This is a genomic window from Amycolatopsis mediterranei, assembly GCF_026017845.1.
Classification (GTDB): Bacteria; Actinomycetota; Actinomycetes; order Mycobacteriales; family Pseudonocardiaceae; genus Amycolatopsis; species Amycolatopsis mediterranei.
Genome location: NZ_CP100416.1, coordinates 4326582 through 4353414, shown reverse-complemented (window position 1 = coordinate 4353414; position 26833 = coordinate 4326582). Strand labels below are relative to the sequence as shown.

19 protein-coding genes are annotated in these 26833 nt (G+C 71.3%); 14 read left to right on the top strand and 5 right to left on the bottom strand.

Going from position 1 to position 26833, the window contains the following annotated elements:
* Nucleotides 1-14: 14 nt before the first annotated feature.
* Nucleotides 15-356, bottom strand: a complete 342-nt coding sequence (locus tag ISP_RS20180) for a winged helix-turn-helix transcriptional regulator (protein ID WP_013225660.1) — start codon at nt 354-356, stop codon at nt 15-17.
* Here ISP_RS20180 and ISP_RS20175 point away from each other — a divergent pair.
* Together ISP_RS20175 and ISP_RS20170 are read left to right on the top strand one after the other, a co-directional pair.
* Nucleotides 339-1118 carry an enoyl-CoA hydratase/isomerase family protein gene (locus ISP_RS20175; protein ID WP_013225659.1) on the top strand — a complete coding sequence of 260 codons (780 nt, stop codon included), beginning with the start codon at nt 339-341 and terminating at the stop codon, nt 1116-1118. The two genes, ISP_RS20180 and ISP_RS20175, sit on opposite strands and share 18 nt — an antisense overlap.
* Nucleotides 1115-1420, top strand: coding sequence for an alcohol dehydrogenase catalytic domain-containing protein (locus ISP_RS20170; RefSeq protein ID WP_176742230.1), 306 nt, complete (start codon nt 1115-1117; stop codon nt 1418-1420). The genes ISP_RS20175 and ISP_RS20170 overlap by 4 nt, the downstream gene beginning before the upstream one ends.
* Here ISP_RS20170 and ISP_RS20165 read toward each other — a convergent pair.
* A complete protein-coding gene (locus ISP_RS20165) occupies nt 1359-2237 on the bottom strand; it encodes an alpha/beta fold hydrolase (protein ID WP_013225658.1) in 879 nt (292 codons plus the stop codon). The two genes, ISP_RS20170 and ISP_RS20165, sit on opposite strands and share 62 nt — an antisense overlap.
* A gap of 111 nt (nt 2238-2348) precedes the next feature.
* On the opposite strand from ISP_RS20165, the gene ISP_RS20160 reads away from it, so the two are divergent.
* Nucleotides 2349-4265, top strand: coding sequence for an AfsR/SARP family transcriptional regulator (locus ISP_RS20160; RefSeq protein WP_013225657.1), 1917 nt, complete (start codon nt 2349-2351; stop codon nt 4263-4265).
* A 9-nt stretch (nt 4266-4274) separates the two neighbouring features.
* Here ISP_RS20160 and ISP_RS20155 read toward each other — a convergent pair whose 3' ends face one another.
* Nucleotides 4275-5120 carry a helix-turn-helix transcriptional regulator gene (locus ISP_RS20155; RefSeq protein WP_080728768.1) on the bottom strand — a complete coding sequence of 282 codons (846 nt, stop codon included), beginning with the start codon at nt 5118-5120 and terminating at the stop codon, nt 4275-4277.
* A gap of 102 nt (nt 5121-5222) precedes the next feature.
* Here ISP_RS20155 and ISP_RS20150 point away from each other — a divergent pair, with 102 nt between their 5' ends.
* Nucleotides 5223-6161 carry an SDR family NAD(P)-dependent oxidoreductase gene (locus ISP_RS20150; protein ID WP_013225653.1) on the top strand — a complete coding sequence of 313 codons (939 nt, stop codon included), beginning with the start codon at nt 5223-5225 and terminating at the stop codon, nt 6159-6161.
* An 89-nt stretch (nt 6162-6250) separates the two neighbouring features.
* Here the strand turns inward: ISP_RS20150 and ISP_RS20145 are convergent, their stop codons facing one another.
* The gene (locus ISP_RS20145) at nt 6251-11827 is read right to left on the bottom strand and encodes an RHS repeat-associated core domain-containing protein (RefSeq protein WP_013225652.1); all 5577 of its coding nucleotides are present in this window, start codon (nt 11825-11827) and stop codon (nt 6251-6253) included.
* 27 nt (nt 11828-11854) lie between these two features.
* Complete coding sequence (locus ISP_RS20140; RefSeq protein WP_230468861.1) at nt 11855-18538, bottom strand: LamG domain-containing protein; 6684 nt, start codon at nt 18536-18538, stop codon at nt 11855-11857.
* Between the two features lie 473 nt (nt 18539-19011).
* On the opposite strand from ISP_RS20140, the gene ISP_RS20135 reads away from it, so the two are divergent.
* From ISP_RS20135 to ISP_RS20090, 10 genes are read left to right on the top strand one after another with little or no spacing between them, the layout of a single operon-like run.
* On the top strand, nt 19012-19632 hold the full coding sequence (locus ISP_RS20135) for a D-sedoheptulose-7-phosphate isomerase (protein WP_013225650.1): 621 nt from the start codon (nt 19012-19014) through the stop codon (nt 19630-19632).
* Nucleotides 19633-19679: 47 nt separating this feature from the next.
* Nucleotides 19680-19865, top strand: a complete 186-nt coding sequence (locus ISP_RS20130; RefSeq protein WP_013225649.1) for a HypC/HybG/HupF family hydrogenase formation chaperone — start codon at nt 19680-19682, stop codon at nt 19863-19865.
* Between the two features lie 16 nt (nt 19866-19881).
* Complete coding sequence (locus ISP_RS20125; RefSeq protein WP_013225648.1) at nt 19882-20565, top strand: D-sedoheptulose-7-phosphate isomerase; 684 nt, start codon at nt 19882-19884, stop codon at nt 20563-20565.
* The gene (locus ISP_RS20120) at nt 20562-21623 is read left to right on the top strand and encodes a hydrogenase small subunit (RefSeq protein WP_013225647.1); all 1062 of its coding nucleotides are present in this window, start codon (nt 20562-20564) and stop codon (nt 21621-21623) included. The genes ISP_RS20125 and ISP_RS20120 overlap by 4 nt, the downstream gene beginning before the upstream one ends.
* Before the next feature lie 28 nt (nt 21624-21651).
* The gene (locus ISP_RS20115) at nt 21652-23448 is read left to right on the top strand and encodes a nickel-dependent hydrogenase large subunit (RefSeq protein ID WP_013225646.1); all 1797 of its coding nucleotides are present in this window, start codon (nt 21652-21654) and stop codon (nt 23446-23448) included.
* Nucleotides 23448-23966 (top strand): NifU family protein, encoded by a 519-nt coding sequence (locus ISP_RS20110; protein ID WP_013225645.1) that lies wholly within the window; start codon nt 23448-23450, stop codon nt 23964-23966. The genes ISP_RS20115 and ISP_RS20110 overlap by 1 nt, the downstream gene beginning before the upstream one ends.
* The gene (locus ISP_RS20105; protein ID WP_014467021.1) at nt 23963-24580 is read left to right on the top strand and encodes a DUF5947 family protein; all 618 of its coding nucleotides are present in this window, start codon (nt 23963-23965) and stop codon (nt 24578-24580) included. The genes ISP_RS20110 and ISP_RS20105 overlap by 4 nt, the downstream gene beginning before the upstream one ends.
* Nucleotides 24573-25202: a DUF6084 family protein gene (locus ISP_RS20100; protein WP_013225643.1), complete on the top strand. Its 630-nt coding sequence runs from the start codon at nt 24573-24575 to the stop codon at nt 25200-25202. Before ISP_RS20105 ends, ISP_RS20100 begins: the two co-directional genes overlap by 8 nt.
* Nucleotides 25199-26350, top strand: a complete 1152-nt coding sequence (locus tag ISP_RS20095; RefSeq protein ID WP_013225642.1) for a hypothetical protein — start codon at nt 25199-25201, stop codon at nt 26348-26350. Before ISP_RS20100 ends, ISP_RS20095 begins: the two co-directional genes overlap by 4 nt.
* Nucleotides 26347-26832, top strand: a complete 486-nt coding sequence (locus tag ISP_RS20090) for a hydrogenase maturation protease (RefSeq protein ID WP_013225641.1) — start codon at nt 26347-26349, stop codon at nt 26830-26832. Before ISP_RS20095 ends, ISP_RS20090 begins: the two co-directional genes overlap by 4 nt.
* Nucleotide 26833: the final 1 nt, after the last annotated feature.

Sequence of the window (26833 nt, the reverse complement as noted above, 5' to 3'; positions counted from 1 at the left end):
CCGGCGTTCCCGCGTCAGCGGGTTGACGACCGCTCGTCGTACTCGGCTTGCGCGGCCGTGACCTCGGCGCTGTGCTCGATCGTCCACCTGAGCAGGCCGATGAACGGCCCGCGGAAGGACTCGCCGAGGGGCGTGAGGGAGTACTCCACGCCGACCGGCGAGGTCTCGAGTACCCGGCGGCGGATCAAGCCGTTGCGTTCCAGGCGGCGCAGCGTCTGGGTGAGCACCCGCTGCGTCACGCCGTCCAGTTGCCGCTTGATCTCGTTGAACCGCGTCGGCTGCTCCAGCACCTCCATCGTCATCATCGACCACTTGTCGGAGATCTCCTCGGCGGGACGTTGATCCGCGAACTGCACGAGGTGCTCGGCACGCTGCGCGACGACCGCTCGGTCCGGGTCATCGTGTTCTCCAGTGCCAACCCGGAGTTCTTCCTGGCGCACGTCGACATCCACATCCTCGACGAGCTGGCCGAGCTGCAGGAGATCGCCGACCGGAACCCGGATGCCAACCTGTTCCAGGGCGTCGGCGAACTGCTCCGGCACCAGCCGCAGGTCACGATCGTCAAGCTCGCCGGCAAGGCCCGTGCCGGCGGCGCCGAGTTCGTCGCGGCGGCCGATCTGACCTTCGCCGCGCGGGAAACCGCGGGCCTCGGCCAGACCGAGGTGCTGATGGGCATCGTCCCGGGTGGCGGGGGCACGCAGTACCTGCGCGAACGGGTCGGCCGCCACCGCGCGCTCGAACTGCTGCTCACCGCCGACCTGGTGGACGCCGACACGGCCGCCGCCTACGGCTGGATCAACCGGGCGGTGCCCGCGGCCGAGCTCGACGCGGTCGTCGACCAGGTGGCGAAGAAGATCGCCGCGCTTTCACCGGAGCTCATCGCCGCGGCGAAGAGGCTGGTCCCGCCGGCGGATCCGGCCGACGGCCTGAAGGCGGAGCACGACGCGTGGGCCGAGCTGGTGAGCGGGCCCCGGCCCGCGCAGCTCATGACGCGCGCCCTGGAACACGGCGTGCAGACACCGGAGGGCGAGCGCGACCTGGAGTCGGTCATGCGCGGCGTCATCGCCGCTCTCCAGCCGGTCGGCACCGCAACCACGTGGGAGAACACCAAGCAATGAAGGCAGCTCTTTTCACCGCCAACGGCCCCGCGAAAACCGTGCTGCGGGTGCTCGACGTCGCCCGGCCGGAACCGGGCCCCGGCGAGGTACGCGTCCGCGTCGCGCTCTCCGCGATCAACCCCGGCGACATGTGGATGCGGACGAACTCGGCACCTGAGGACTTCAAGCCCGTCGGCGAGCACCGCGGCCGCATCCCGCACCAAGACGGCACGGGCGTGGTCGACGCGGTCGGCGCGGGCGTCAGCGGGCCAGCAGGTCCTGGATCGCCGCAGCGATCTCGTCAGGTGCCTCTTCGGCCATGAAGTGGCCCGCGCGGGTCAGCCGGTGGTCCAGGTCCGGCGCCCACGCCTTCCACACCCCGGCGGCGTCGTAGCCGAGCTGGGCGCCCCAGTCCTGCTGGACGACCGTCACCGGCATGGCCAGCTGCGAACCGGCGTCCAGGTCGGCCTGGTCGTGCGCGACATCGATCCCCGCCGAAGCCCGGTAGTCCGCGACGATCGACGGCACCGCCGCCGCGCTCGCCCGCAGGTACTCGGCACGGACCTGCGCCGGGATGGCGGCCGGGTCGTTGGCCCAGGCGTCGAGGAACGAGCCGAAGAACGCGGCCGCGCTGTTGGCGATCATCGTCTCCGGCAGGCCGGGCGGCTGCGCCATGAGGAAGAGGTGGTAGCCGACCGCCGCCGGGACGCCGCGCAGGACGTTCCACATGTCCAGCGTCGGGACGACGTCGAGGATGCCCAGGTGCGAGACGGTCTCGGGGTGGTCCAAGCCCGCACGGAAGGCGACCAGGGCGCCCCGGTCGTGGCCGACGAGGGCGAAGCGCTCGTGGCCGAGCGCCGCCGCCAGGGCCACGACGTCGGCGGCCATGGTGCGCTTGGCGTACACGTCCTCACCGGTGGCCGGCGGCTTGTCGCTGGCGCCGTAGCCGCGCAGGTCGGGGCAGATCACCGTGTGCTCGCCGGCCAGCCGCCCGGCGACGTGCCGCCACATCAGGTGCGTCTGGGGGAAACCGTGCAGCAGGACCACCGGGCTGCCGCTGCCGCCGACCGCGGCGGCCAGCTCGGCACCGCCGGCACCGGGCAGGCGGACGTGGTCGAAACCGGGAATGGAGAGTGTCATCGAGAGTCGTCTTCCGGGTCGGGAACGTGACTCGGCCAGCGTGGGCGACGGCGATCAGCAACCGATCAGTGCGCCCGGGCGCCCCCGGTCACGGGCACCGATGATGGACGCATGCGAATCGACGTGCTCGGCGCCGTGCGAGCGCTGCGCGACGACGGCACTCCGGTCGACCTCGGCGGACCCCGGCACCGCGAAGTGCTCGCCCGGCTCGTGGCCGCCGAGGGGCGGATGGTCACCACCGGCACTCTCGTCGGCGACCTGTGGCCCGAGCCGCCGGCCCGCGCGGTCGGGGCGCTGCGGACGTTCGTCGCCGCCCTGCGCCGCGCGCTCGAACCCGAGCGGCCACCCCGCACTCCCCCGCGGGTGATCGTCACCGAAGGTCCCGGTTACGCGCTGCGCCTGCCCCGCGAGAACGTGGACGTCCTCCGGTTCGAGGACACCCTCGCCCGCACCCGCCGGTCCCCCGCCGCGGTCAGCGACCTCGGCGTGGCGCTCGCCGCCTGGCGCGGACCCGCCTACGCCGACGTGCCCGATTCGCCGTGGGCGCAGCGTGAGCGCACCCGGCTGGAGGAGCTGCGGCTGGCGGCGCTGGAACTGCGCGCCGGCATCCTCCTCGACGCGGGGGAAGGCGCCGATCTCGTCGCCGAACTCGGCGCGCACGTCGCCGAACACCCGTGGCGCGAGCCGGCCTGGGGGCTACTGGCCCGGGCCCTGCACCGCGCGGGCCGCCAGGCCGACGCCCTCGCCACCCTCCGCCGCGCCCGCCGGATGCTCGTCGACCAGCTCGGGCTCGACCCCGCAGCCGACCTGCAACGCCTGGAGGCCGACATCCTCACCGGACCCGCCACCGGCACACCGGCCGCGTGGACCGGCCCGGGGGTCCGGCTCGGCCCGCGCACCACGGTGGACCTGGCCCGCACACTCGCGCTCGCCGGCGGCGACGCCCTCGTCCACTCCCGGCGCGACCGCCTCACCGCGATCCAGGCGGCCGAACGCACCGGAGACCGCCACCTGACCGCCCGGATCATCGGCGCCTACGACGTGCCCGCCATCTGGAGCCGCGCCGACGACCCCGAGCAGTCCCGGGCCGTCGTCGCGGTCGCCGAACGCACGCTCACCGCGCTCGGCCCGGACGGCCCCGCCGACCTGAGAGCGCGCCTCCTGGCCACGATCGCCGTCGAGAGCCGCAGCGCCGACCTGGCCGCGGACGAGCTGAGCCGCGCCCGGCAGGCAGCACGCCAGGCCGAGGCTTTGGCCCGGGAGCTGGCCGATCCCGCCCTGCTGGCGTTCGCGCTCAACGGCGTGTTCCTGCAGTCCTTCACCCGCCCCGGGCTCGCGGCCGATCGAGACGAGATCGGCGCCGAAATCCTGGACCTGGCGACCGCCAACGACCTGCCGAACTTCGCCGTTCTCGGTCGGCTCGTCCGGCTGCAATCCGCCTCGGCCCGCGGCGACCTCGACACCGCGGCCGCGCACGCCACCGCAGCCGAAGAACTCGCCGCCACCACGGAGGCTCCCCTCGTGGCGGTCCTCACCGCCTGGTTCCGGGCCCGGGTGACCGCCGCGCGCAGCACCGAACCCGGCGGACCGACGGCTGCCGCCGCGGCGGCGCAGTACCGCGCCGCCGAGGAAGCCCTCCGGACGGCCGGGATGCCGGGACTGCACCGCGGCCTGTTCCCGCTCGCCCTGCTGGGTCTGCGTCTCCTGCACGACCGCGCCGCACCCACCGACCAGCACCTCGACTGGGGTCCGTACCTGCCCTGGGCACGTCCCCACGTGCTGCTCGCCCACGGCCGGGCGGAGGAAGCCCGCGCCGCGCTCGTGGCCGCGCCGGAACCACCGCACGACCACCTGCAGGAGGCGATGTGGTGCCTGACCGCCCACGCCGCGACGCACCTCGGCGAACGCGGAGTCGCCGCGCGGGCCGCGACGGTCTTGCGCGACGCCCGCGCGGAGGACGCCGGCGCCGCCAGCGGACTGCTGACCCTGGGCCCGGTGGCCCGGTATTCGGCGAACGCGGAGGTCTGAGGGTGATGCTCAAGCCTGCAGCGACTGGGTACCCAGGACGACGGCGAGGTCCAGGCGGTCGGCGTCCTCGGTGCCGGGCTCGGCGGTGTAAACGGTGATGCGCAGATCGTCGAGGGCGACGAGCAGCGTGTCGCAGTCCAGGGTGATCGGGCCGACCGCCGGGTGGTCGATGGTCTTGCGCCGGGACGGGGCAGCCGGGGGTGGCGGGGCCTCGGCGTCCCAGAGCTCGGCGAAGCGCGGGCTGCCGGAGGTCAGGTCGGCGATCAGGCGCCTTAGCGCACGATCGGCCGGGTAGCGGGAGGCCGTCAGGCGCAGGTCGGCGACGAGCCGCGCCTCGTGTTCGGCTTGCTCCTGCTCGGTGTGCACGACCCTCGCGGGCAGGCGGGTGACGTTGCGCCAGACGGCGTTGCGCTCCAGGCCGCGCCAAGAGGTCGTGTCGCCCATGAGCGCGTCGTAGGGGGCGTTGGCCAGCACGAGGGTCCAGGTGGCGTCGTAGACGACCACCGGGGTGTGCGAGAGCCGGTCGAGCAGGCGTTGCACGCTCGGCGGCACTCGCGACGACACGACGTCCCGGCCGGGTGCGGCGTGCCCGGCCAGCTGGTAGAGCAGATCTCGTTCGGTGTCGGACAGGCGCAGAGCGCGCGCCAGCGACTCCACCACTTGAGCCGACGGGGCGGTCGCGCGGCCTTGCTCGAGGCGGGTCAGGTAGTCGGCCGAGATGCCGGCGAGCGTCGCCAGTTCTTCGCGGCGCAACCCCTCGGCCCGGCGCCGGCGGCCCACCGGCACGCCGACGGACTCGGGTGCGGCCCGGTCGCGCCAGCGGCGAACCGTCCGGCCGAACTCCCACGCTTCCATACCGGCCAGTCTGCCTGGGCTCGCCGGGGTTGTCCTGGCCCTGGCAGTCCTACGAAAACCGGACGACTGCCTGCCGTCCGGTGGTTCCCGCAGGCTGGGGCCATGACCGAACCCGGAACCGTCCTCATCACCGGCCCGACGCGCAACCTGGGCCGCCACGCCGTGCTGGCCATGGCCGGCCGCCCCGAGGAGCGGCGACCCGACCTGCTGCTCGTCGGCCGCGCCGGCCGCGACCTGACCGCGATCGCCGACGAGGCCCGCGCCCTCGGCGCGCACGTCCACGAGATCGGCTGCGACTTGGCGAAGCTGGCCGACGTCCGTGCGGCCGCGGCCACCGCACGCGGCCTCCTCGCCGACGGCGTCGTCCGGCCGCTGCGAGCGCTGGTCGCCAACGCCGGCACCATGTCGGCCGACACCCGGCAGGCCTCGCCGGACGGCTACGAGCTGACGTTCGCCGTCAACTACCTGGCGCACGCCCAGCTGATCGGAGACCTGCTCGATTCCTTCACCGCCCCGGCGCGGGTCGTGCTGGTCGGCTCGAACACCTACCACGCCAACTTCTGGCGCAAGCTGCTGCACGTGCCTCCGGCCGAGTGGGCCGACCCCGTCTCGCTGGCCCGCCCGGCGGCCGGTGAGGAAGCGCCGGGCATGACCGCGTCCGGTGTCGCGTACTCCAACGCCAAGCTGGCGATCCTGTACTACGCCCACGAACTGCAACGCCGGGCCGCCGCCGGGATCGGCGTGGCGGTGTTCGAACCGGGCTGGATGCCGGGAACGGCGCTCGGCCGCGGCGCCCCGGCGGGGCTCCAGGCGATCAGCCGCGCCCTGGGCCGCATCCCGGGCGTGTCGACGCCACAGGGCTCGGGGCCACTGCTGGCCGCGCTGGCTCTGGACGACCGGTGGGCACACCTGCGGGACGGCGCGTTCGTGATCAAGACCAAGCAGGTCGAAGCGCGGCCGGTCGCCCACGACCGCAACCGCGAGCAGCGCCTGTGGGAGGCGACCACCGAGCTGCTGGCACGCGCAGCCACATTGCGTTAGCCCCCCTCCGGCCGGACCGCGGCCGGACGGAGAAAGCCCGGCGGGCTGTTCATTGCGCAGGCGCTCGGGCTCAACGCCTCAGGAAACCATCACCAGTACCCGGTTTGCACGAACGATTCCGTCCTCCACTGGGCACCAAAATCAAACCCCGTTCCGAGTCCGATCTTGAATTCGTACGAGTTTGTTCCGCCGGGTACGCCTGGTGGCCAGGCGATGGTTGTCGAGACGCCGGCGTTGAAAATTCCAAACGTCGTATCGGCTCCGATATCGGTCGTGTCGGTCTTGACGGTCCAGATGCTGTCGGCGGATGCGGTGTTCACCCGGACAGCAAGGTCCAGGCTGGCTTCCGCCCCGTAGATGATACCGTGTTTGGTCGAACCGCTGAAGGTGAAACCGTTCCCATCGAAGTTCACGCATGCATCGAATCCCCAGGCGACAATCAAGCCGACAGTTCCTTCGAGGCAGAACGACCCAGACCTGATCGCCAGCTTGTCGAGCAGGTCACCGATACTCCGCAACTTGGCACCGATCAGCTTGTCGTAGTCGAGGTGCAACTTCTCGGCGACGGGCCGCAGTTTGTCTTCCAACCCCTTCAGCACCTTGGCGTTGCGCTCCTGGACCTGATCCCCGGACACGCTGCCCTGCACGGAGTGGCAGTGCTGCAGATCGCCGTCCGGGCAGTTCGACCGGTTGCGCGGCTTCGGGGCCGACGGTGGGGGTGCGTTGTACACCGACTGCCACCAGTTGCGCTTCTGCTCGGGGGTCGGCTTCGGGTCGCCCTTGATCCCGCCGCAGCCGACGTTGTCCGGGCCGCAGTTCATCAACCCCGTCGGGTCGGAATTCGTCACCGGCGTGTTGTTCGCATACGCATAACCATTCGCCTGCTGGGGATCGGTCACGTCGAGCACCGGGTCCACCGACAGGAACCGGCCCGTGGCGGCGTCGTACTCGCGGGCCCCGATGCCCGTGAGACCCGCCGCAACGTCGTCCGTTCCCCCCACGAACCCCCGGTCCCCCGGCATCGACACCGACGTCCCCCGCTGCGCACCGAACGGTGTCTGACGACGATTCGTCACCTGCAGCGTCACGCTGTCCACCGCCGTCTGCGGCGTCCCCTGGTGGTCCCCCGTCACCCACGTGATGCCCTTCGCCGTCCGGGTCGCCACCACCGAACCGCCGTGGGTGTAGTAGCGGGTCAGACTCAGCTTCGCCGTCGCCTTGTCCACCCGCAGTTCCTCGTTGCCCAGGTACAACGTCGTCCCGGCCGGGTCGCGGCGCAGGAGGCGCGTGCCGAGCGCGTCGTACAGGAACTCCGTCGCCGACGCCCCTTCCATCACCTTCGTCAGATGACCTTCGGCGTCCCACTCCAGCTGCTGCGCGGCCGTCGCGCCCGGGCGGGTGATCGTGTTGCCGTCCGCGTCGTAGCCGTACGCCGCTGTCTGCGTCCCGGACTTCACCGACTGCAGCAGGTGGCCCGCCGCCGGGTAGGTCGACGTCCGGGTCGTGTCGCCGGACGTTGTGTGCTGGACCGCCGAGAGCCGGTTGCCCACCTTGTCGTAGGTGAACGACTGCCAGTACGGCGCCGGGCCGCCCAGGCCGCTCGCGCTCTTCGCCGCGCCACAGCCACCCGACGGTGTCCACGCCTCCGTCAGCCGGCGCAGGTAGTCGTAGCCGAAGCACTGGACGTCCGCCGGCTTGCCCTGCGGTGCGTCCACCACCGACGTGATGTTGCCCGCCGGGTCGTACGTGTAGTTCACGTCGTCCTGCATCGGGGCCGGGACCTCGGCGTCCACTATGGAACGGCTCAGCCGGCGGGTGTTCGTGTCGTAGTAGTTCGACAGCCAGACGCGCTTGCCCGGGTCGCCGAGCTGCAGCCGCTGTGGCTCGCCGTAACGCGTGTAGTTCGTGTCCGTCACGAAGTCGTCGGTCGTGCCGTCGTACCCGCCGGACGACTGGGTCGGCCGGCCGAAGTCGTCGTAGACGTGCAGCACCGACTCCGCCGGGACGCCGGCGGCCGCGGCGTAGCTGTCGCCCTTCAGGCTGCCGTCCGGGTTGTAGCCGCGATAGGTGGGGTAGCTGCCGGCGAGCAGTCCCTCCGACTGCGGGATCGTGACCGTCGCCTGCAGCGGCTGGTAAAGCGGCGAGTACGCGCCCACCTCCGTCGTGTAGGCGTTCCCGCCGACGTACCGGGTCGCCGCCGCCGGCCTGCCCTTGCCGAACATGGCACTGTCGTAGGTGTACTTCTCCAGCAGCGGCCCGCTCGCGGTGCCCGTGTGGGTCTCGGTCTTGCGGCCGAGCGCGTCGTAGGCGTAGGCCAGGGTGACGTTGCGGGCGTCGGTGACCGACGCGAGCCGGTCGGCTGCGTCGTAGGTCCTGGTCGAGGTGCCCTTGTCCACGTCGTCGGCCTTGACCAGCCTGCCCTGCAGGTCGAACGTCCAGCGCCAGGTGTTGCCGGCCGGGTCGGTCAGCGCGGTCAGCTTCCCGGCGGCCGAGTAGCCGTAGCGGGTGGTGTCGTGCTCGCCGTCCGGGGTGCCGCCGTGGTACTGCCACAGCTCGGTCCGGCGGCCGCGCGCGTCGGCGACGGTCGTCGTCGGGGTCCCGCCCGCGGGCGGGGTCACGTCGACCCGGTCACCGCCGTAAGCCGTGGTCGTCCGCCACTTTTCCACCCCGCTCGCCTTCGAGATCGACGCCGTCACCCGGCCGGCTCCGTCGTACTGGGTGACGGTCAGCCCCGGAACCTCGGTGTCGGAGGCGACCCACAGGTTCGTGTTCACGGCGCCGCCGTTGTAGTACGGCTGGGTCGTCTTGACCTCGCGGCCCTGCGAGTCGTACCGGGTGTCGACGAGCAGCCGCCCGTCCTGCGTGGGCTTCTGCACCTGCCGCACCCGCGCGAGCCCGTCGTACAGCGTGACCGAGTCGCTGTAGTTGCCGTTCGGGCCGACGGCCGACGTGGTGACCGCGCTCGGCCCGTCGTTGCGGATGAGGTAGGTGTACTTGCCGTTCCCGGCGTTGCTCTCGCGCGGCCGGTTCGGCAACCAGGTCTCGGTCGTCCGGCCGAGCGCGTCGTACGCGGTTTCGGTGATGCGGTCGTTGGTGTCGGCGGATCTGACCGGCGTGCCCCAAGCGGGTTCGAGCGCGGTCGTGGTCGCCTGGCCGAGTGCGTTGGTGACCTTCGTCGTGGTGACCGGACTGCCGGTGTACTCGGTCTTGGCGGTGTTCCCCAGCGCGTTGGTCGCGCTCAACAGCCGGCCATAGGTGTCGTAGGTCGCGATCGCCTTCGTCACCCGGACCGGATCCGCGCCGGGGTGCTGGTCGAGGACCTCCTGCTCCACGACGTTGCCGTGGTCGTCGAAGGTGCTCAGATCGTCCGAAACGGCATTGTCCGGGAACACCGGCGTCGCTCCGCAGTGGACGGACACCGTCTCCACCCGCGAGGGCAGGTTCAGCAGCCAGGCGCCGGTGTTGCGCGCGTAGGTGGTGCGGCTGCAGAGGTCGTCCGACGGCGTGGCCATGTCGCCGAGGTCGTTCACCTGGACGGGCAGGCCCTTGTCGTCGTAGGCGGTTTCGGTCTTCGTGGTCCGCCGTCCGCCGGCCCGCAGCGCCGTGTAACCGGTGGTCGACCCGGTGCCCACTAGGTAGGCCTTGAACACGCCTCGCGTGGCGGTCGGGCCCTGCCAGACCGGGGCGCTGATCGACTTCGTGACGATCGTGTCGCCTTCACCGTCGTGGGTCTGCTGTTCGAACGGGAATCCGGACAGCCAGTCGGAGTCCGCGCGGCTGACGCCCTCGGAGTCCGTGACCGCGGCCGAGCGGGTGCCGGCGGGCAGGTGGTCGCCGTCCATGCCACGGTAGAACCGCTGCTCGGTCATGGTGACCGGTCCGCTCGGGTCGTCGGCCTTGCCGGTGTGCACCCGCACCCGGCCGTAGCCGCGGAACTCGTCCCAGGTCTTCTTGTCGTCCTTGACGAACTCCGACTGGTCGAAGTGCCAGGCGGCGCCGTCGAGGTACTCGTAGCGGACCACTTGCTCGGGGTTGGCGCTGATCCGGTCGGAGGTCGTGACGCTGTCCACGACGTACTTGTGGAACCAGTCGGTGCGCTCCGCCCAGTCCTTTTTGGTCCACTTGGTCTGGAAGCAGCGCTGGGTGTTGGTCTCGGGGGCCGCGGTGCCGGTGCAGTCCGGCGGGGCGTAGTGGATCGACGTCACGCCGCCGGTCTCCGAGACGATCCCGGTGAGGCGGTAGCGGATCAGCGGCCCCACGCCGTCCACCTTGGTCACCCGGTTGGCCAGCTTGGTGCCTTCGAAGGTCACCGGCGGCAGGCTCGCCGAGCCGCCGACGAGGCCGGTGTGGGTGATGCCCTTCAGCCACAGGGCCGGCTTCCCACCGTCGCCGGGGTCGGGGAACTGGTGATCCAGCGTCCAGGAGTCGACGTCGGCGAAGTCCGTGCCGCGCCGCACCTGCGTGGTGATCTTCGCGAGCCGCTGGGTGGTCCAGAACGTCGGCACGTAGTGGTCTTTGCACGTCGCCGCCGCGCAGTTGTCGTCCCAGGGCACGTCCGGCCAGTTCGCGGGCTTCGCCGAGGTGCAGTCGCTGCCTGGCACGCACCGGTCCGCCGTGGTGAACAGCACGCGCCCGGTCGGCGGGGCGGGATCGCCGTCGCGCAGGCCGTACTCGACGCGGGCCAGCGCACCCCCGCGGACGTAGGGCACGGCGGCGTCCTTGAGGTCCATGCCGTAGGAATTGGTCTCGGTGGTGTAGGTGTAGCGGATCTCGTTGCCGTTGCGGTCGACCACCTTGTCCAGGTTCCAGCGCCAGGTCTGGACGCAGTGCGAGGCCTCGAACGTCGCCGCGTGGCACGGCTCCCCCGCGTCGTCGCCGTACACCGGCACCGTCCACGCCGACTTCGCGTCGCCGCTGGAGCCGAAGAAGTACTGCGTGCCGTCGACCTTGGTGATCTTCCAGTATTCTCCGTCGTTGTCGCCGTTGCCGGCACCGGTGAGCCGTTCGACGCGGGACCCGTCGTCGTCCTTCGGGTGCCACGCACCGGTCGCGTCGTCCCGGATCAGCTGCCCGCCGGCCGAGCCGTAGGACGCGGTGGCGTTGTCACTGTGCCAGCACAGGTCCCCGGTCTTGGGCGGGGTCGTGCCGCCTTCGGTGTCCGCGGCGCAGCTGCCGTAGGCGCGTTCGACGAACCCGGGCGCGATGCTCCAGCCGTCGCCCGCCCAGGAGGCCTGGTTGTTGGTCGCACTCGTCCGTCCGTCCACTTCGGACGAGGAATAGCCGAGCGCGAGCTGCGGGTCGAGGCCGCCGGGAGCCGGGGGCACGCGCAGCGGGTACGACCACGTGAACGTCCCCGACTGCGCGGAGACCGACCAGGTCGCCGACGGCGAGAGCGGCGACGCGGCGGAGTTGCTCTCCCCGTCGGGCGTCGTGCTCGCCGACTGGTCGCCGCGCAGGGCACGGGTGCTCGCCTCGTCGGGGGCCCGGGTGGTCATGGTCTGCTGGGCGACCGGGGTCGACGGGACGTCGGGCAGCGGGATCGACGGCCCGATCGCCGCGGCGGCGGCGATCGTCCACGGGGAGCTGACGCCGGTCAGGGCAAGGCTGAGGGTGGTGGCCACCGCGACGCCACGCAGGGCGCGCAGGGCGGACCGGTTCGGCCGCATGGGATTCCTCCAAGAGCGACGGGAAGGTCAGGCGGACGGCGGGAACACCGGTGCGGTGCCGGGCGGTCCGGTCAGGACGTAGCCGAGCAGGCGGTCCACGGTGAAGCCGGCACAGCCGGCCGACAGATCTTCGAAGTACTCGCCGCCGGCCTTGCACCGGTAGAGCGGCGAGCCGCCGTCGGCCGGCGGCGCGGTGAAGATCCGGCCGATGCCGCGCTCCACCGTCTTGCCCTCGCAGGCGCTGTCGGTGGACAGGAACTGGTCGGCGCCGGCGTAGCAGCTCACCAGCGGCTGGGTGCCCGGCTGGTCCACGAGCGGGACCACGCCCTGCGCGCCTTCGGTCCGGAAGCCGGGCGGGGCGCCGCGGTCCGTGGTGAGGTGGTCGCGGGCGACGTCGGAGTAGAGCCGGGCCAGCCGGCCATACGCGAGCGTGTAGCCGAGGAGGCCTTCGCTCGTGCCGGCCCCCTCGCACGCCGGGTCGTTCGAGTCGAAGCGATTGCCGCCCCCGTTGCACCGGTAGACCGGGCTCGTGGGCAGGTTCGACGGCTGCCGGGTGTAGACCTTGCCGAGCTCTCCGACGACGGATTTGCCCTCGCAGTCCGCGGCCGTCGAGGTGAACGCGTCTGTCCCCTGTTTGCACGCGTACAGCGAGCGCGTGTTGTCGGTGCCGGTGGCCGGGAGGCCGAGCGGGCCTTCGAAGTGGTAGCCCGCCGGGGCCGCCCCGCTCGTGCTCGCGGTCGCCTGGTCGCCGTCGAGCGCGGTGTACCGGCCCAGCTGGCCGGCCTGCGGGGCCGGGTAGCTCGCCCGCTGCAGGACGTCCGCGTCGGTCTCCGCGCCGTAGAACGACGTCGGGTCGTCGATCGTCCCGGTGAAGAAGCCGGACGGCTTGCCGTTCTCCTTGGCCCGGCCGATCGTCAGCGCCCCGATCGCGCGCCACAGCGTGACGTCCGGTTTCGCACCGGCCAGCCGGCCGTCGACGTAGATCCGCAGTTCGCGCCGTCCGAGGTCGTAGACGCCGGTGAGGTGCGTCCACACGTCCGGCGCCGCCTCCTGCGCGGAGTACGCGTAGGCGAGCGGGGCGGCATCGGTGTCCGACTGCGCCGCACCGAAGATCCACCGCTTGAGCTCGGGCCGGTACTGCAGGACGTAACCGCTCATCCGGTCGCCGTCCTGGCCGAGCACGGTGGCCACGCGGTCGGTCCGGGCCAGCTTCGCCCACGCCGACACCGTGAAGCTGTCGGTCAGGTCGGTGGCGGCCTGCCGGCCGACCGCCGCACCGTCCTTGCCGTCCAGCTTCAGGCCGGTCGCGGTGACCCCGGGCGCGAACTGCGCGCCGCCGCCGAGCGTGACGTCGTTGCCCCACGCGCTGGTGTCCTTGCCGGTGCCGTCGTCGAACGTCCACCGGCCGCCGGCCACGGTGTACACGTCGTCGTGGATCTTGCCCACCTCGCCGCCGGTGAGCGCACGGGCGAACACGCGGACGTCGTCGACCGCGCCCGGGAAGAACTGCGTGTTCGCGCCGTTCCATTTCGCCCGGCCGAAGGACATCGGCCCACTGCTCGCCGGGACGACGACGCCGACCTGGGCCGCCTGCAGCACGCCGTTGCGGTACAACCGCAGCTGGTGCAGCCCGGCGTCGTAGGTCAGCGCGAGGTGCACCCACTGGTTCGCGTTCGCGGAAGCGGTCGAGAGCATCGTCGTGACCGGGGCGTTGTCCTGGTCGGCCGCGGGCACCTGGACCGCCCACCGGCCCGCCGCGGCGTTGTACTGCACCACGAACGCGCTGGCCCGGTTGCCGTCCTGGGCGACGATCGCGCGGTCGCCGTTCTTCTCCTGGCTCATGGCCACCCAAGCCGCCACCGAGAAGCTCTTCGTCGTGTCGATGGCCGGTGCGGCGGTTTCGGCGTACGCCGTGGTGCCGTTCAGCCAGGACGACGGTCCGTTGCGCCCGCCGATCCAGGTGGCGCCGCCCTTGAGCGTGGCCGGGTGGCCCTGGCCCGACGCGTCGGCCGCGGTGGTGGCGGCGTTGTCGTCGAACTTCCAGTACCCGGCGTCCGGGGCCGGCAGGGCGGCCGGGACGTTGCTCACCGGCGGGTAGGAGGCGAACAGTGCGGAGATCCGGTCCTTGTCGAGCGCGCCGGCGTACATCCGGACGTCGTCGAGGTCGCCGATCCAGTTCTGCGTCCCGGTGACGCCGTGCGCCTTGCCGCGGCCGATCGCGGCGCCGCCGACGGCGTTCCACTGCTTGTTCACGGTGCCCTGGCCCACGCGGGTTCCGTTGACGTACAGCCAGATCTGCTTGGCCTGCTGGTCGTAGACGCCGAGCAGGTGCACCCAGTGGCCTTCGTCGGCGGAGATCGTCGACACCGCCGCTTTGGTGACCGTCGCGGTGTCGTCGTCGGCCTCGGGCATCTCGAAGGTCCAGACACCGTTGACGTTGTCGCCACGGTCGATCACGTAGCCGAGCCGGAACTTGCTGGTCACACTCCCGTCGACGCTGAGGGCGACGCGCTTGCACTCGGAACCCGCGCCGGAGTCGCAGTCGCGCTTGTCCAATTTCACCCACGCCGACACCGTGAAACTCTGGTCGGTGCGCAGGTCGACGGCGGGGGTGGTCAGTGCGCCGGTACCGTCGACGTGCACGGCGTTGCCGACCCGTCCGGGTACCAGCGACACGCCGCCGGTGTACGAGGCACCGCGCGCGCCGACGGCGTCGAAGGCCGTGCTGCCGCTCGATTCGTCGAACCGCCAGTCGTGGACCAGGCTCAGGTCCCGCCCGGACTGCGTGCGGATCTCACTCGCGAACAGCGCGCGGCCGTAGAGCTTGACGTCGTCGACCGCGCCCGGCCAGTAGTTGATCCAGGCACTCCCCCACTTCGCGCGGCCGACGTCGAACTCGCCAGTGGCGTTCCACGCCTGGCCGGTGTACGGCGCCGTGGCCGAGAGCAATCCGTTGACGTACAGCGACATCGTGCCGCTCGGCCGGTCGAACACGGCCGCCAGGTGCGTCCACACCCCGAGCTGTGCGGCCTCGGTGGAACGCAACCGGACCGCGGCCGGGTCGTCGGAATCCGGCCCGTGCATCGCGAACGCCCAGTGGTTGTCGGCTTTCCCGGTGTAGCCGAGGTTGAACGCGGCCGTGTGCCCGCCGTTCTGGCTCACCGCCGCCGCCCAGTCGTCGGGCGGCGAGTCGAGCTTCACCCAGGTCGACACGCTGAAGCTCTGGCTCGTGTCGGTCACCGGCTTCGCCCTGCGGACGTAGTCGCGGGTGCCGTCGAGCCGGATCGCCAGATCGGCCTGGTCGGGCGAGTTCGCCTGGCCTGCCGTCCAGGTCGGGCCGGCCGGGAGCACGGCACCGTCGTCCGTGCCGTCGCCGTCGAACTTCCAGGCCAGCTGGGCGACGTCGTCGCGGGCCACCATCGCCTGGATCTCGCCGCCGGCCAGCACCCGGCCGTAGGCGCGGACGTCGTCGAGCATTCCCGGCCAGTAGTGGCCGAGGGAGCCGTTCAGCTTGCCGCGCCCGAAGATCAGCGGACCGCCGGCCGCGAACCCGGCCTGCCGGGCCGCGGTGCCGGCGAGCCGGCCGTCGACGTAGAGGCGGATCTGCTTCGCCGGGGCGTCGTAGACTGCGGCCAGGTGCGTCCACTTCTTCTGCACCGCAGGCACGTCGGACCGCACACCTTCGTCCACCGGGCGGGTCACGGCGTCCGCCGACGGCAGGTAGATCTCCCACTTCCCGCCGCCGGATCCGTCCGGACGGTACCCGAGGAGGAACCCGCTGTTGACGTTCCCGTCCTGGGAAAGCGCCGAGTAGAAGCCATTCGCCACCGGGTTCGAAATGTCCGCGTTCACCCAGGTCGCCACCGTGAAGCTCTGGTCGGTGGTCACGACCGGTCCGGCGGTCGCGGCGTAGTCGTCCTGGCCGTCGAACGCGGCGGCCCCGCCGATGGCCCCGCCGGCGGCGAACGCCGCGCCGTTGGCCAGCTTCGCCGGCTGCCCGCCGGGCACCGCGTTCGCCGCCGTGACGTCGGCCTTCTCGTCGAGGTGCCACTGTCCCAGCTGGACGTTGTCACCGGAGACCATCGCCGCGACCTCGGCATCGGAGACGCGCCGGTCGTAGGCGCGGACCTCGTCGATCGCGCCCGGGAAGCCGTAGCCGATGTGGAGCAGGTCGCTGCCCCGCCACGACGACGGGGCGTCGCCGGTCCCGTCGAGCACCCCGTTGACGTAGAGGCGGACCTTGTGCCCCGCGGCGTCGTAGGACGCGGCGAGGTGCGTCCACGCGCCGGCGACGGCGGGCGCGGTGGAGCGCACGAAGTTGTAGCTTGGCGGGCTCGCCGAGTCGGTCTGCGGCATGACGAACACCCACCTGCCGCCGTTGCCGCCCTCGTACTGCAGGCAGAACGAGCAGGTTGCGGTGCCGTTCTGGCGCAGGACCGCGTGCGTACCGCTGTCGGTGCGGTCGATCTTCGCCCAAGCGGCGACGGAGAAACTGCCGCGCTCGTCGACCGCGCTCGGGGCGGTGACCTGCTGGGTTCCATCGAGCTGGAGGGCCGAGCCGATAGCGCCCGGCGTGTAGCCCGGGCCGCCGACCGGCGTGCCGTCCCGCCAGCCGAGGTTGGCGTCGTCCTTGGTGTTCCCCTCGAAGGACCACTGGGCGAGCGGGCCGTTGCCCGGCCGGACGTAGATGTGGAAGGCGGTACTGGGACTGCGGTGCCCGGCCCGGTCCACGCTCTGCACGTACAGGTCGCGCGGGCCGTCGCCGTCGGGAGCGACGGAGACGGTCGCGCCGCCGCCGAGCGCGTCCGCGTCGACCTGCGTCGAGGGCGGGTCGTTCCAGCCGTAGAGGTAGTGGTCGACGTCCTTGACGGTATTGGCACCGAAGGTGAACGTGCCTGGCACGCCGGCCCCACCGTGCCAGCGGTTGTCGGCCGGGTAGAGCACGCCGGACACCGTCGGCGGTACGGTGATGCCGTCGGTGTCCACGACGAACGGACCGGGTCCCTGCCCCGGATCACCGGCGTCGAGGTTTTCGCCCGCGTAGTTCGTGTCCCACGCCTCGACGGACCAGCCGACCGTCTTCCCGTTACGGCTCTTCAGGTCGACGTCGGTGCTGTGGTAGGCACCCGATCCCTGCAGACCGCCCCACCGGTCTTCGACCGCACCGTCGGTCTTGATGTGCCACAACGGCTTGACGGCGTCGTCGTCCGGGTCGGTGAGCTGGGCCTGGAGCCGGATCGAGTCGTCGCCGACGTAGGGCTTCCCGCCGCACCACCGGCAGGGCGCGGGCAGCGGCGGATCGGTCGCCACCACGTTCGGGGCGTTCGGCCGGGTGTTGTACGTGACGCTCAGCTTGGTGTCCCACTGGCTGTACTTGCGCCACGCGAGCTGTTCGGTTTCGTCGGCCGCTTTGAAGAAGTACGTCGAAATGCCGAGGGTGTTGACGCCTCCGGTGGCGGGGAACCCGATGCCCCGGTAGCCGGGACACGCGTCCCACACGCCGGGTGCGGTGGCGGTGCTGACGAGCCAGCCCTGCGGCGCGTTGTCCCAGGTCGTGCCGTCGTCGATCGTGCCGAACGCCATGAACAGCTGGTGCGTCTGATCGCTGCAGTTCGGGCTGTGCACCACGGTCGAGTTCATCGTCGCGCCGAGGATCCGCTTCCCGGCGAGGAAACCGGTGTCGTACTGGAAGTACGCGCGCGCCGTGCCGATCTTGTTGCACGTGCCGCTGGGCGTGTAACACGCCCCCACCTGGGCCCAGGTGCCGTCGCCGCTGGTGCGCGGGTACGCGGTGCCGGGCTTGCCGGAAAGCACGGTGTTCCAGGTCGCCCACTCGAAGGTGTGGAGGTCGGGGTCGACAGACACCGGGAACACCGTCGCCGGATCGGCCAGGAACTTCAGGTCCGGGCGCAGGGTGAGGGTCTGTGCCGAGACGTCGACCCCGACGGCCGTCGCGTGGTCCTCGCCGCGCGCGTCCCACATCGCCGCCGGCGGCGCGGTGAACACGTCCTTGCCGTGGTCGTCGGTCGCGTGCAGCACGCCGCGGGCGTCGGTCGAGACCCGCACTCCCGTGGTCTCCAGCCGGAAGGGCACGGCCGCCAGGGCGGGGTTCTTCGCGGCGGCGGCGTTCTTGACCACCAGCCGTTCGCGGTAGCCGTCACGCTCGGCCGCCATCACCAGGTCGACGCCCGGCAGCACCTCGCGGTAGGTGGCGGTGTCCCCGGCGATCTCCGGTGCCGGCAGCGCGCCCGGCCAGCGCACGGCCAGCCGCTTGCCGTCCCGGGCGAGCTCGGCCAGTGGCGCCACGCTGCCGCCGCCGGACAGCACGAGATCCCCCTCGGCGGCCCGCGGCCGGACCGCACCGTCGCTTGTCCGGACGAGCGCGGTGTCGATGTCCACCCAATGATCGCCGCGCCGGACCCGGACCGGGCCCGCGGACAGCTCCGCCGTCATCGTGCCATCGGGGTTGGCGAACACCGTCCGGGTGCCGGTGCGCTGGTCGGCTGCTTCCACCCGGGTCCCCTGCCGGTGCGCCGCGTTCATCGCGGCAGCCGTGCCGGGCGCCTCGGCGAGCCGGCTCACCGGCCCGGCCGCCGGGCCCCACGGCACCGACAGAGCAACCCCGGCGGCCAGCGCAACCGCCAGGAGCACCGGCACCCGCCGCGGCCCCCCGCGTCTGCGCCCGTTCGGCTCCACCTCGAACTCGCTCACGTTCGCCACCCCCCATGGCTCACGCGGTGGGCAACCCCCCTGGTCAGACCACCACTGCAGCAACGCTAGCGGGCCGGGCGGGCGCCGGGCCGACTCCCGCTTTCGGGGCTCGACGGTCCCGCTTTCGGGCCTTTACCAGCGGAAATCCGCTACCGGGACGGGGTGGACGCGGTGCGCGCAGAGGCAGATTTGCCGGTCGGCGGACACGTTCAGCCCAGCCGGTGGCGCGAAGGGCGATCGTCCGGCTCGAGCTGCGGCACGCAGGCCAGGCGCGCAGGCCGGGCCATGAGGCGGAACCGTGGCTCGCCCGGGCGGAGCACGTGCCGGAGGACCGCGAGCACCACGGCCGAGCGGCTGATCAGACCCAGTTGGGGGAGCAGAGACCACGTTCGATCTCTTGTGTGATCCAACTCACACCTCTAGCCTTGGGGTGGGCTCCCACCACCGAGCAGCAGCCCCGAGGAAGTGCCGCGATGTCGTGGTCACCGAATCACCCGGACTCCGTCGACGCCCTCTTCGAGCGCCGGAAGGCACCCGTGCTCGCCCTGGCCGAGGACGCCAGGACGGTGGCCGAGGCGTGCCACGGCATGGCCCGCCGCTTCCACCGCGGCGGCAAGCTCGTGGTGTTCGGCAACGGCGGTCCCAGCACCGATGCCCAGCACGTCGCGGTCGAGTTCGTCCACCCGGTGATCGTCGGCAAGCGCGCGCTGCCGGCGCTCTCGCTGACCGCCGACGTCGCGACCGTCACCGGCGTCGCCAACCGCGTCGGCCTCGAAGACGTCTTCGCCCACCAGCTGCGGATCATCGGCGAACCGGCCGACATCGCCCTGGGCATCTCGACCGACGGCGAGTGCGCCAACGTGCGCCGCGCTCTCGAAACGGCCCGTGACCTCGGGATGCTCACCGTCGCACTGACCGGCCGTAACGGTGGCGCGATTGCCGCGACTCCAGGGCTGGACCACGTCTTCATCGCCCGCTCGGCCGACCCGCGGATCGTCAAGGAGGTGCACGTGACCACCTACCACGTGCTGTGGGAGCTGGTGCACGTGTTCTTCGAACACCCGGGTGTGCTGACCCCGGAGGTGGCGTCGTGAGCGCCCGTGACGCCGACAGAGCAGCCGGCCCCGTCTGTCACGACGGGGTGTGCATCACCTGCTCCGACACCGCGGTCGAGGTGACCGTGGTCGAGCTCCTCGAAGACGAGCTCGCCGTCGTGGACACCGGGTCCACCCGGGAAGAGGTCAGTGTCGCGCTGGTCGAGGCCGGCGTCGGCGACCGCATCCTGGTGCACGCCGGAGAAGCCATCGCACGCTTGGAGAACTCCTAGCCGCGGGAGAACCGGTATGACGCGGGAACACCCCGTCACCGACGGTCTCGAAGCGCTGTACCCGTTCCTGTACGCGGGTGCCAGCGACGTCGACGCCGTCCTCCGCCAGGTGGAAAAGTCCACTGTGGACAAAGTGCACGAGATCGTCGCCCTCCGCGGCGACGTGCTCGCGGCCGACCGCGACCGCCTGTTCGCGTGCGCGCAGGACCTCGCGCGCGCGTTCCGCGGCGGCGGCCGGCTGCTCGCGTTCGGCAACGGCGGGAGCTCGACCGACGCGCAGGACCTGGCCAGCCTGTTCCTGAGCCCGGCGGGCGACGCCCGGCCGTTGCCCGCCTTCGGGTTGACGAACGACATCGCCGTGGTGACCGCCCTTTCCAACGACATCGGGTTCGACGTCGTGTTCGCCCGCCAGATCGGCGCGTTCGGGCGGCCCGGCGACATCGCGGTGGGCCTGTCCACCAGCGGGAACTCCGCGAACCTGGTGCGCGCCTTCGACGAAGCCGCCCGGCGCGGCCTGGTGACCGTCGGCATCGCCGGCTACGACGGCGGGAAGATGGCCGAGCTGGACAGCATCGACCACCTCTTCGTCGTCCCGTCACCGTCCGTGCACCGCATCCAGGAAGCCCAGACGACCCTTTACCACGCGCTGTGGGAGCTGACCCTCGGCGCACTCGACGAATGCGGGGTTGATCAGCCGTGACGCATGCCGCAGAGAAGACCGAGACCGAAGAACAGCCCATCCACATCCTCTGGATCAACGCCGGTCTGTCCTGCGACGGCGACTCCGTCGCGCTGACGGCCGCCACGCAACCGAGCATCGAGGAAATCGTCCTCGGCGCTTTGCCCGGCCTGCCCAAGATCGCGGTCCACTGGCCGCTGATCGACTTCGAATGCGGCCCCGACAAGGGGGCCGACACGTTCATCGAGTGGTTCTACAAAGCCGACCGCGGTGAGCTGGAACCGTTCGTGCTGGTCATCGAAGGCTCGATCCCGAACGAGGCGATCAAGGACGAAGGCTACTGGTGCGGGTTCGGCAACAACCCCGAGACCGGCCAGCCGATGACCACCAGCGAGTGGCTGGACCGCCTGACGCCCAAGGCGCTGGCCGTGATGGCCGTCGGCACCTGCGCCACCTACGGCGGCATCCACGCGATGGAGGGCAACCCGACCGGCGCCATGGGCGTGCCCGACTACCTGGGCTGGGACTGGAAGTCCGGCGCCGGCATCCCGATCGTCTGCGTGCCCGGCTGCCCGACCCACCCGGACAACCTGTCCGAGACCATCACCTACCTGCTCTACCAGGCCGCCGGGCAGGCGCCGATGATCCCGCTCGACGACCACCTGCGGCCGCAGTGGCTGTTCGGCGCGACCGTGCACGAGGGCTGCGACCGCGGCGGCTACTACGAGCAGGGCCAGTTCGCGACCGAGTACGGCTCCCCGAAGTGCCTGGTCAAGCTGGGCTGCTGGGGCCCGGTCGTCAAGTGCAACGTGCCCAAGCGCGGCTGGATCAACGGCGTCGGCGGCTGCCCGAACGTCGGCGGCATCTGCATCGGCTGCACCATGCCCGGCTTCCCGGACAAGTTCATGCCGTTCATGGACGAGCCGCCGGGCGCGCAGGTCTCGTCGCTGGCCAGCGGCGCGTACGGGTCGGTGATCCGGCGGCTGCGGAAGATCACCGAGCGCAAGCTCGACAAGGAGCCGAAGTGGCGGCACACGGGCAAGAAGCTCAACACCGGCTACAAGTCTTCTTGGCGCTGAAGGGCCTGTAACACTCAAGGGAGTGGACATGACGGAAACGCAGACCGACAAGGGCATCAGCACCAAGGGCAAGACCGACCTCGTCGAAATGGCGTGGGACCCGATCACCCGGATCGTCGGCAGCCTCGGCATCTACACGAAGATCGACTGGGCGGCCAAGCGGGTCGTCGAGTGCCACAGCACGTCGTCGGTGTTCCGCGGCTACAGCATCTTCATGAAGGGCAAGGACCCGCGCGACGCGCACTTCATCACCAGCCGGATCTGCGGGATCTGCGGCGACAACCACGCGACCTGCTCGGTGTACGCCCAGAACATGGCCTACGGCGTCCGCCCGCCGCACCTGGGCGAGTGGATCCTCAACCTCGGCGAGGCCGCCGAGTACATGTTCGACCACAACATCTTCCAGGAGAACCTGGTCGGGGTCGACTACTGCGAGAAGATGGTCGCCGAGACCAACCCCGGCGTCCTGGAGCAGGCCAACCGCACCGAGGCGCCGCACGCGCGTGACCACGGGTACAAGACCATCGGCGACATCATGCGCTCGCTCAACCCGCTGGAAGGCGAGTTCTACCGCGAGGCGCTGCAGGTCAGCCGCAGCACGCGCGAGATGTTCTGCCTGATGGAAGGCAGGCACGTCCATCCGTCCACTTTGTACCCGGGCGGCGTCGGCACGGTGGCCACCGTCCAGCTGTTCACCGACTACCTGACCCGGCTCATGCGCTACGTCGAGTTCATGAAGCGCTGCCTGCCGATGCACGACGACCTCTTCGACTTCTTCTACGAAGCCCTGCCCGGCTACGAAGAAGTCGGGCGGCGGCGCGTCCTGCTCGGCTGCTGGGGCAGCCTGAACGACCCCGAACACTGCGACTTCAGCTACGAGAACATGGAGTCCTGGGGCCGCAAGATGTTCGTGACGCCCGGCGTGGTCGTCGACGGCAAGCTCGTCACGACGAGCCTGCTCGACATCAACCTCGGCATCCGGATCCTGCTCGGCAGCTCGTTCTACGAAGACTGGGCGGACCAGCCGATGTTCGTCACGCAGGACCCGCTGGGCAACACGGTCGACCAGCGCCACCCGTGGAACCAGCACACGATCCCGCGCCCGGCCAAGCGAGACTTCGACGGCAAGTACTCGTGGACGATGTCGCCGCGCTGGTTCGACGGCACGGACCACCTGGCCCTCGACACCGGTGGCGGCCCGATCGCGCGCCTGTGGGTCACGGCGCTGGCCGGACTCGTCGACACGCCGTACGTCAAGTCGACCGGGCACAGCGTCACGATCACCTTGCCGCGCACGGCGACCAAGCCCGAGGTCGCCTTCGAGTGGAAGATCCCGCAGTGGAGCAACGCGCTCGAGCGCAACCGCGCCCGGACGTACTTCCAGGCGTATTCGGCGGCGCTGGCCCTGCACTTCGCCGAGCAGGCACTGGGTGAGGTCCGCCAGGGCCGCACCAAGACGTGGGAGCCGTTCAAGGTCCCGGACGAAGGCGTCAGCTGCGGCTTCACCGAAGCCGTCCGCGGGGTGCTGTCGCACCACATGGTGATCAAGGGCGGCAAGATCGCCAACTACCACCCGTACCCGCCGACGCCGTGGAACGGCAGCGTGCGCGACAGCTTCGGCACGCCGGGGCCGTACGAGGACGCCGTGCAGAACACGCCGATCTTCGAGGAGAACACGCAGGAGAACTTCAAGGGCATCGACATCATGCGCGCGGTCCGCAGCTTCGACCCCTGCCTGCCCTGCGGCGTCCACATGTACACCGGCCAGGGCAAGGTCATCGAGCGGCTGCACACCCCGCACGCGTTCGGCGGGGAGCTCGGCTGATGACCGACGTCGACCGGGTCGGCGAGCGCATCGAGCAGCTGCTGGGCGAGTTCTCCGGCGCGGACGCCGAGCTCGCCGAGGACCTCGTCCACACGCTGCTCGAGTTCTACGGGGCCGGCCTGGCCCGGATCGTGGAGCTCGTCGACCGGCCCCTGCTCGACCGGCTCGCCGAGGACGACCACGTCCGCGGCCTGCTCGTGCTGCACGACCTGCACCCGCGGTCCACGCACGAGCGGGTCACCGAGGCCCTCGACAAGGTCCGGCCGTACCTGGGTTCCCACGCCGGCGACGTCGAGTTCGTCGAGATCGCCGACGGTGTCCTGCGGCTGCGGCTGCAGGGCACCTGCGACGGCTGCCCGTCGTCGACGGTCACCGCGAAGTACGCCATCGAGCGGGTCGTCCGGGAGGCGGCGCCGGAGATCTCCGAAGTCGTCGTCGAAGGAGTCGTGCCGGAGGAAACCGGTCCGGGCGGGCGGCCGCTGCTGCCGCTGGTCCCGTGTCCGGTGGAGGTCTCGTGACGGGCGGCCTGCGCAGGTTCCGCACTCCCGTCCGGCGCGCCGCGCCGGGCGAGAAGTGCGAGATGTGCGCGGAACCGATCAGCGTGGAACACGGGCACGTCATCGACCTCGAATCCCGGGCGATCCTGTGCACCTGCCGGGGCTGCTACCTGCTCTTCACCCACCGCGGGGCGGGCGGGAAGCGGCACCGGGCGGTGCCGGACCGGTATCGGCACGCCCCCCGGTTCGGGCCGGGGACCGCGCTGTGGGAGACGGCCGGGATCCCGGTGAAGACGGCGTTCCTGTTCCGCAATTCGGTGCAGGACCGCCCGGTCGCGTTCTACCCGAGCCCGGCGGGGGCGACCGAGTCGCTGCTGCCGCTCGGCACGTGGGACGACCTGCTGGCGGGCACACCGGCGTTCGCCGACATCGCCGACGACGTCGAAGCCCTGCTGCTGAACCAGCTCGACCTCGGCTTCGAATGCTTCCTGGTGCCGATCGACGTCTGCTACGAGCTGGTCGGGATCGTGCGCTCGACGTGGCGGGGCTTCGACGGCGGCACCGAGGCGCACGAAGCCATCGACGGGTTCTTCGCGCACCTGCGGGAGCGCAGCGAGGTCGTGGCGGATGGCTGAACTGACCTTCGACTGCATCGACGTCCGGCCGCTGAAGTACGCCGCGTCGCCGACGCTGGCGTTCAAGCTGCGGATCTCCGAGCTGACCGGGCAGCCCGTCCACGCGATGGTGCTGCGCGTGCAGATCCGCATCGAGCCGCAGCGCCGCCGGTACGCCGACGACGAGTCGGAGCTGCTCACCCACCTCTTCGGCGACCGCTCCCGGTGGGGCGAGACGCTGAAGCCGTTCCAGTTCACCTCCGTGTCGGTGACCGTGCCGGGGTTCTCCGGCGCCACCGAGGTCGACGTCGAGGTGCCGTGCACCTACGACCTGGAGGTCGCGGCCGGCAAGTACTTCCACGCGTTGTCCGAGGGCGTCGTGCCGATGGTGCTGCTGTTCAGCGGCACCGTGTTCGGCAAGGGCGGCCCGGGGTTCTGGGTCGAGCAGGTGCCGTGGCACACGCAGGCCGAGTGCCGGATGCCGGTGACCGTCTGGGACGAGCTGATGTCCCGCTACTTCCCGAACGCCGGGTGGATCAAGCTGCCGCACGAAACGCTCGACGCGCTGCTCAAGTACAAGGCGGAGCACGCGATCCCGACCTGGGAAGCGGCGATCGAGCGGTTGCTGGCCGGTGGGTCATGAACGTCCGGGACCAGGCTCGCGCGATCGGCGACGCCGTGCTCTACGAGGGCTACCTCCTCTACCCGTACCGGGCGTCGGCGGGGAAGAACCGCGTGCGCTGGCAGTGGGGTGTGCTGGTGCCGCCGTCGTACGCGTCGGCCGAGATCGGCGAGCACTCCTCCGCCCGCGTCGAATGCCTCCTCGAACCGTCGGACCACACGGTCCTGCACGTCAAGCTGCGGTTCCTGCAGACCCGGACGCAGGATTCCACGTGGGACGAAGCCGTAGAGCACGAGATCGACTTCGAGCTGCCCCTTGCGGAACTGCCGGCCGAGAGGCCGTTCCAGGTGCCGGGCGACGGGCAGCGGACGCATGAGCTGTCCGGCGTCCTCACCGCCCGGGCCGACCCGCTCGACGGGCCGTTCGGCGGCACCCGGCTGCGTGTCGACGTGCACAACACGACGTCGTGGCCCTCCGACGGCGTCCGGCGGCACGCCCTGCGGCACGCGCTGCTCGCCGCCCACCTCGTGCTCAGCGTCGACACCGGGCACTTCCTGTCGATGCTGGACCCGCCGGAGTGGGCGAAGCCGGCGGTCGAAACCTGCCGGCAGGAGCGGCTGTGGCCGGTGCTGATCGGCGACACCTCGCGCAGCACGGTGGTGCTCGCGTCGCCGATCATCCTCTACGACGACCCGGCGATCGCGCCGGAAAGCCCGGGTGACCTCTTCGACGGCACCGAGATCGACGAGATCCTCACCCTGCGCACGATGACGCTGACCGACGAGGAGAAGCGCGAGGCCCGGGCCACCGACCCGCGCGCGGCGGCCATCGTCGACCGCGTCGACACGATGCCGCCCGAGCTGCTGGAACGGCTGCACGGCGCGATCCGGTCCGTGCGCCCGGCCGGGCCCTCGGTGACCGTCGCCGGGGTGCGCGTCGCCGAAGGGTCCCGCGTCCGCCTGCGGCCGAACCTGCGCGGCGCCGACGCCCAGGACATGTTCCTCATCGGCAAGACCGCCACCGTCCGGGTGGTCCTGTCCGATGTGGACGGCGCCACGCACGTCGCGGTCACGCTCGACGACGACCCCGGCGCCGACCTGCAGCACGCGCACGGCCGGTACCGGTACTTCTCCCCCGACGAAATCGAACCCTTGGAGGTCGCGGAATGAGGCCACGAGTCCTGGTCGCGGGCATCGGCAACATCTTCCTGAGCGACGACGGTTTCGGCGTGGAGGTCATCAAGGAGCTGGAGGGCGCCGATCTGCCACCCTGGGTGCAGATCGCCGACTACGGCATCGCCGGCATGCACCTCGCCTACGACCTGATGGGCGGCTACGACACGACGATCCTGCTCGACGCGACCCCGCACGGCCGCCCACCCGGCACCCTCTCGCTCATCGAAGCCGACACCGAGGACCTGGCGGCGGCGTCGATCGACGCGCACGGCATGCAGCCGGACGCGGTGTTCCGGCTGCTCCGGCTGCTCGGCGGCGACGCCGGGCGGGTCCTGCTCGTCGGCTGCGAACCGGCGTGCCTCGACGAAGGGATCGGGTTGTCACCCGAAGTGGCCGCGGCCGTTCCGGCCGCCGTCCGCGCGGTCACCGAACTGACCTGGGGCACCAGCCCACAGCTGCAAACCACGGAGGTCTGAG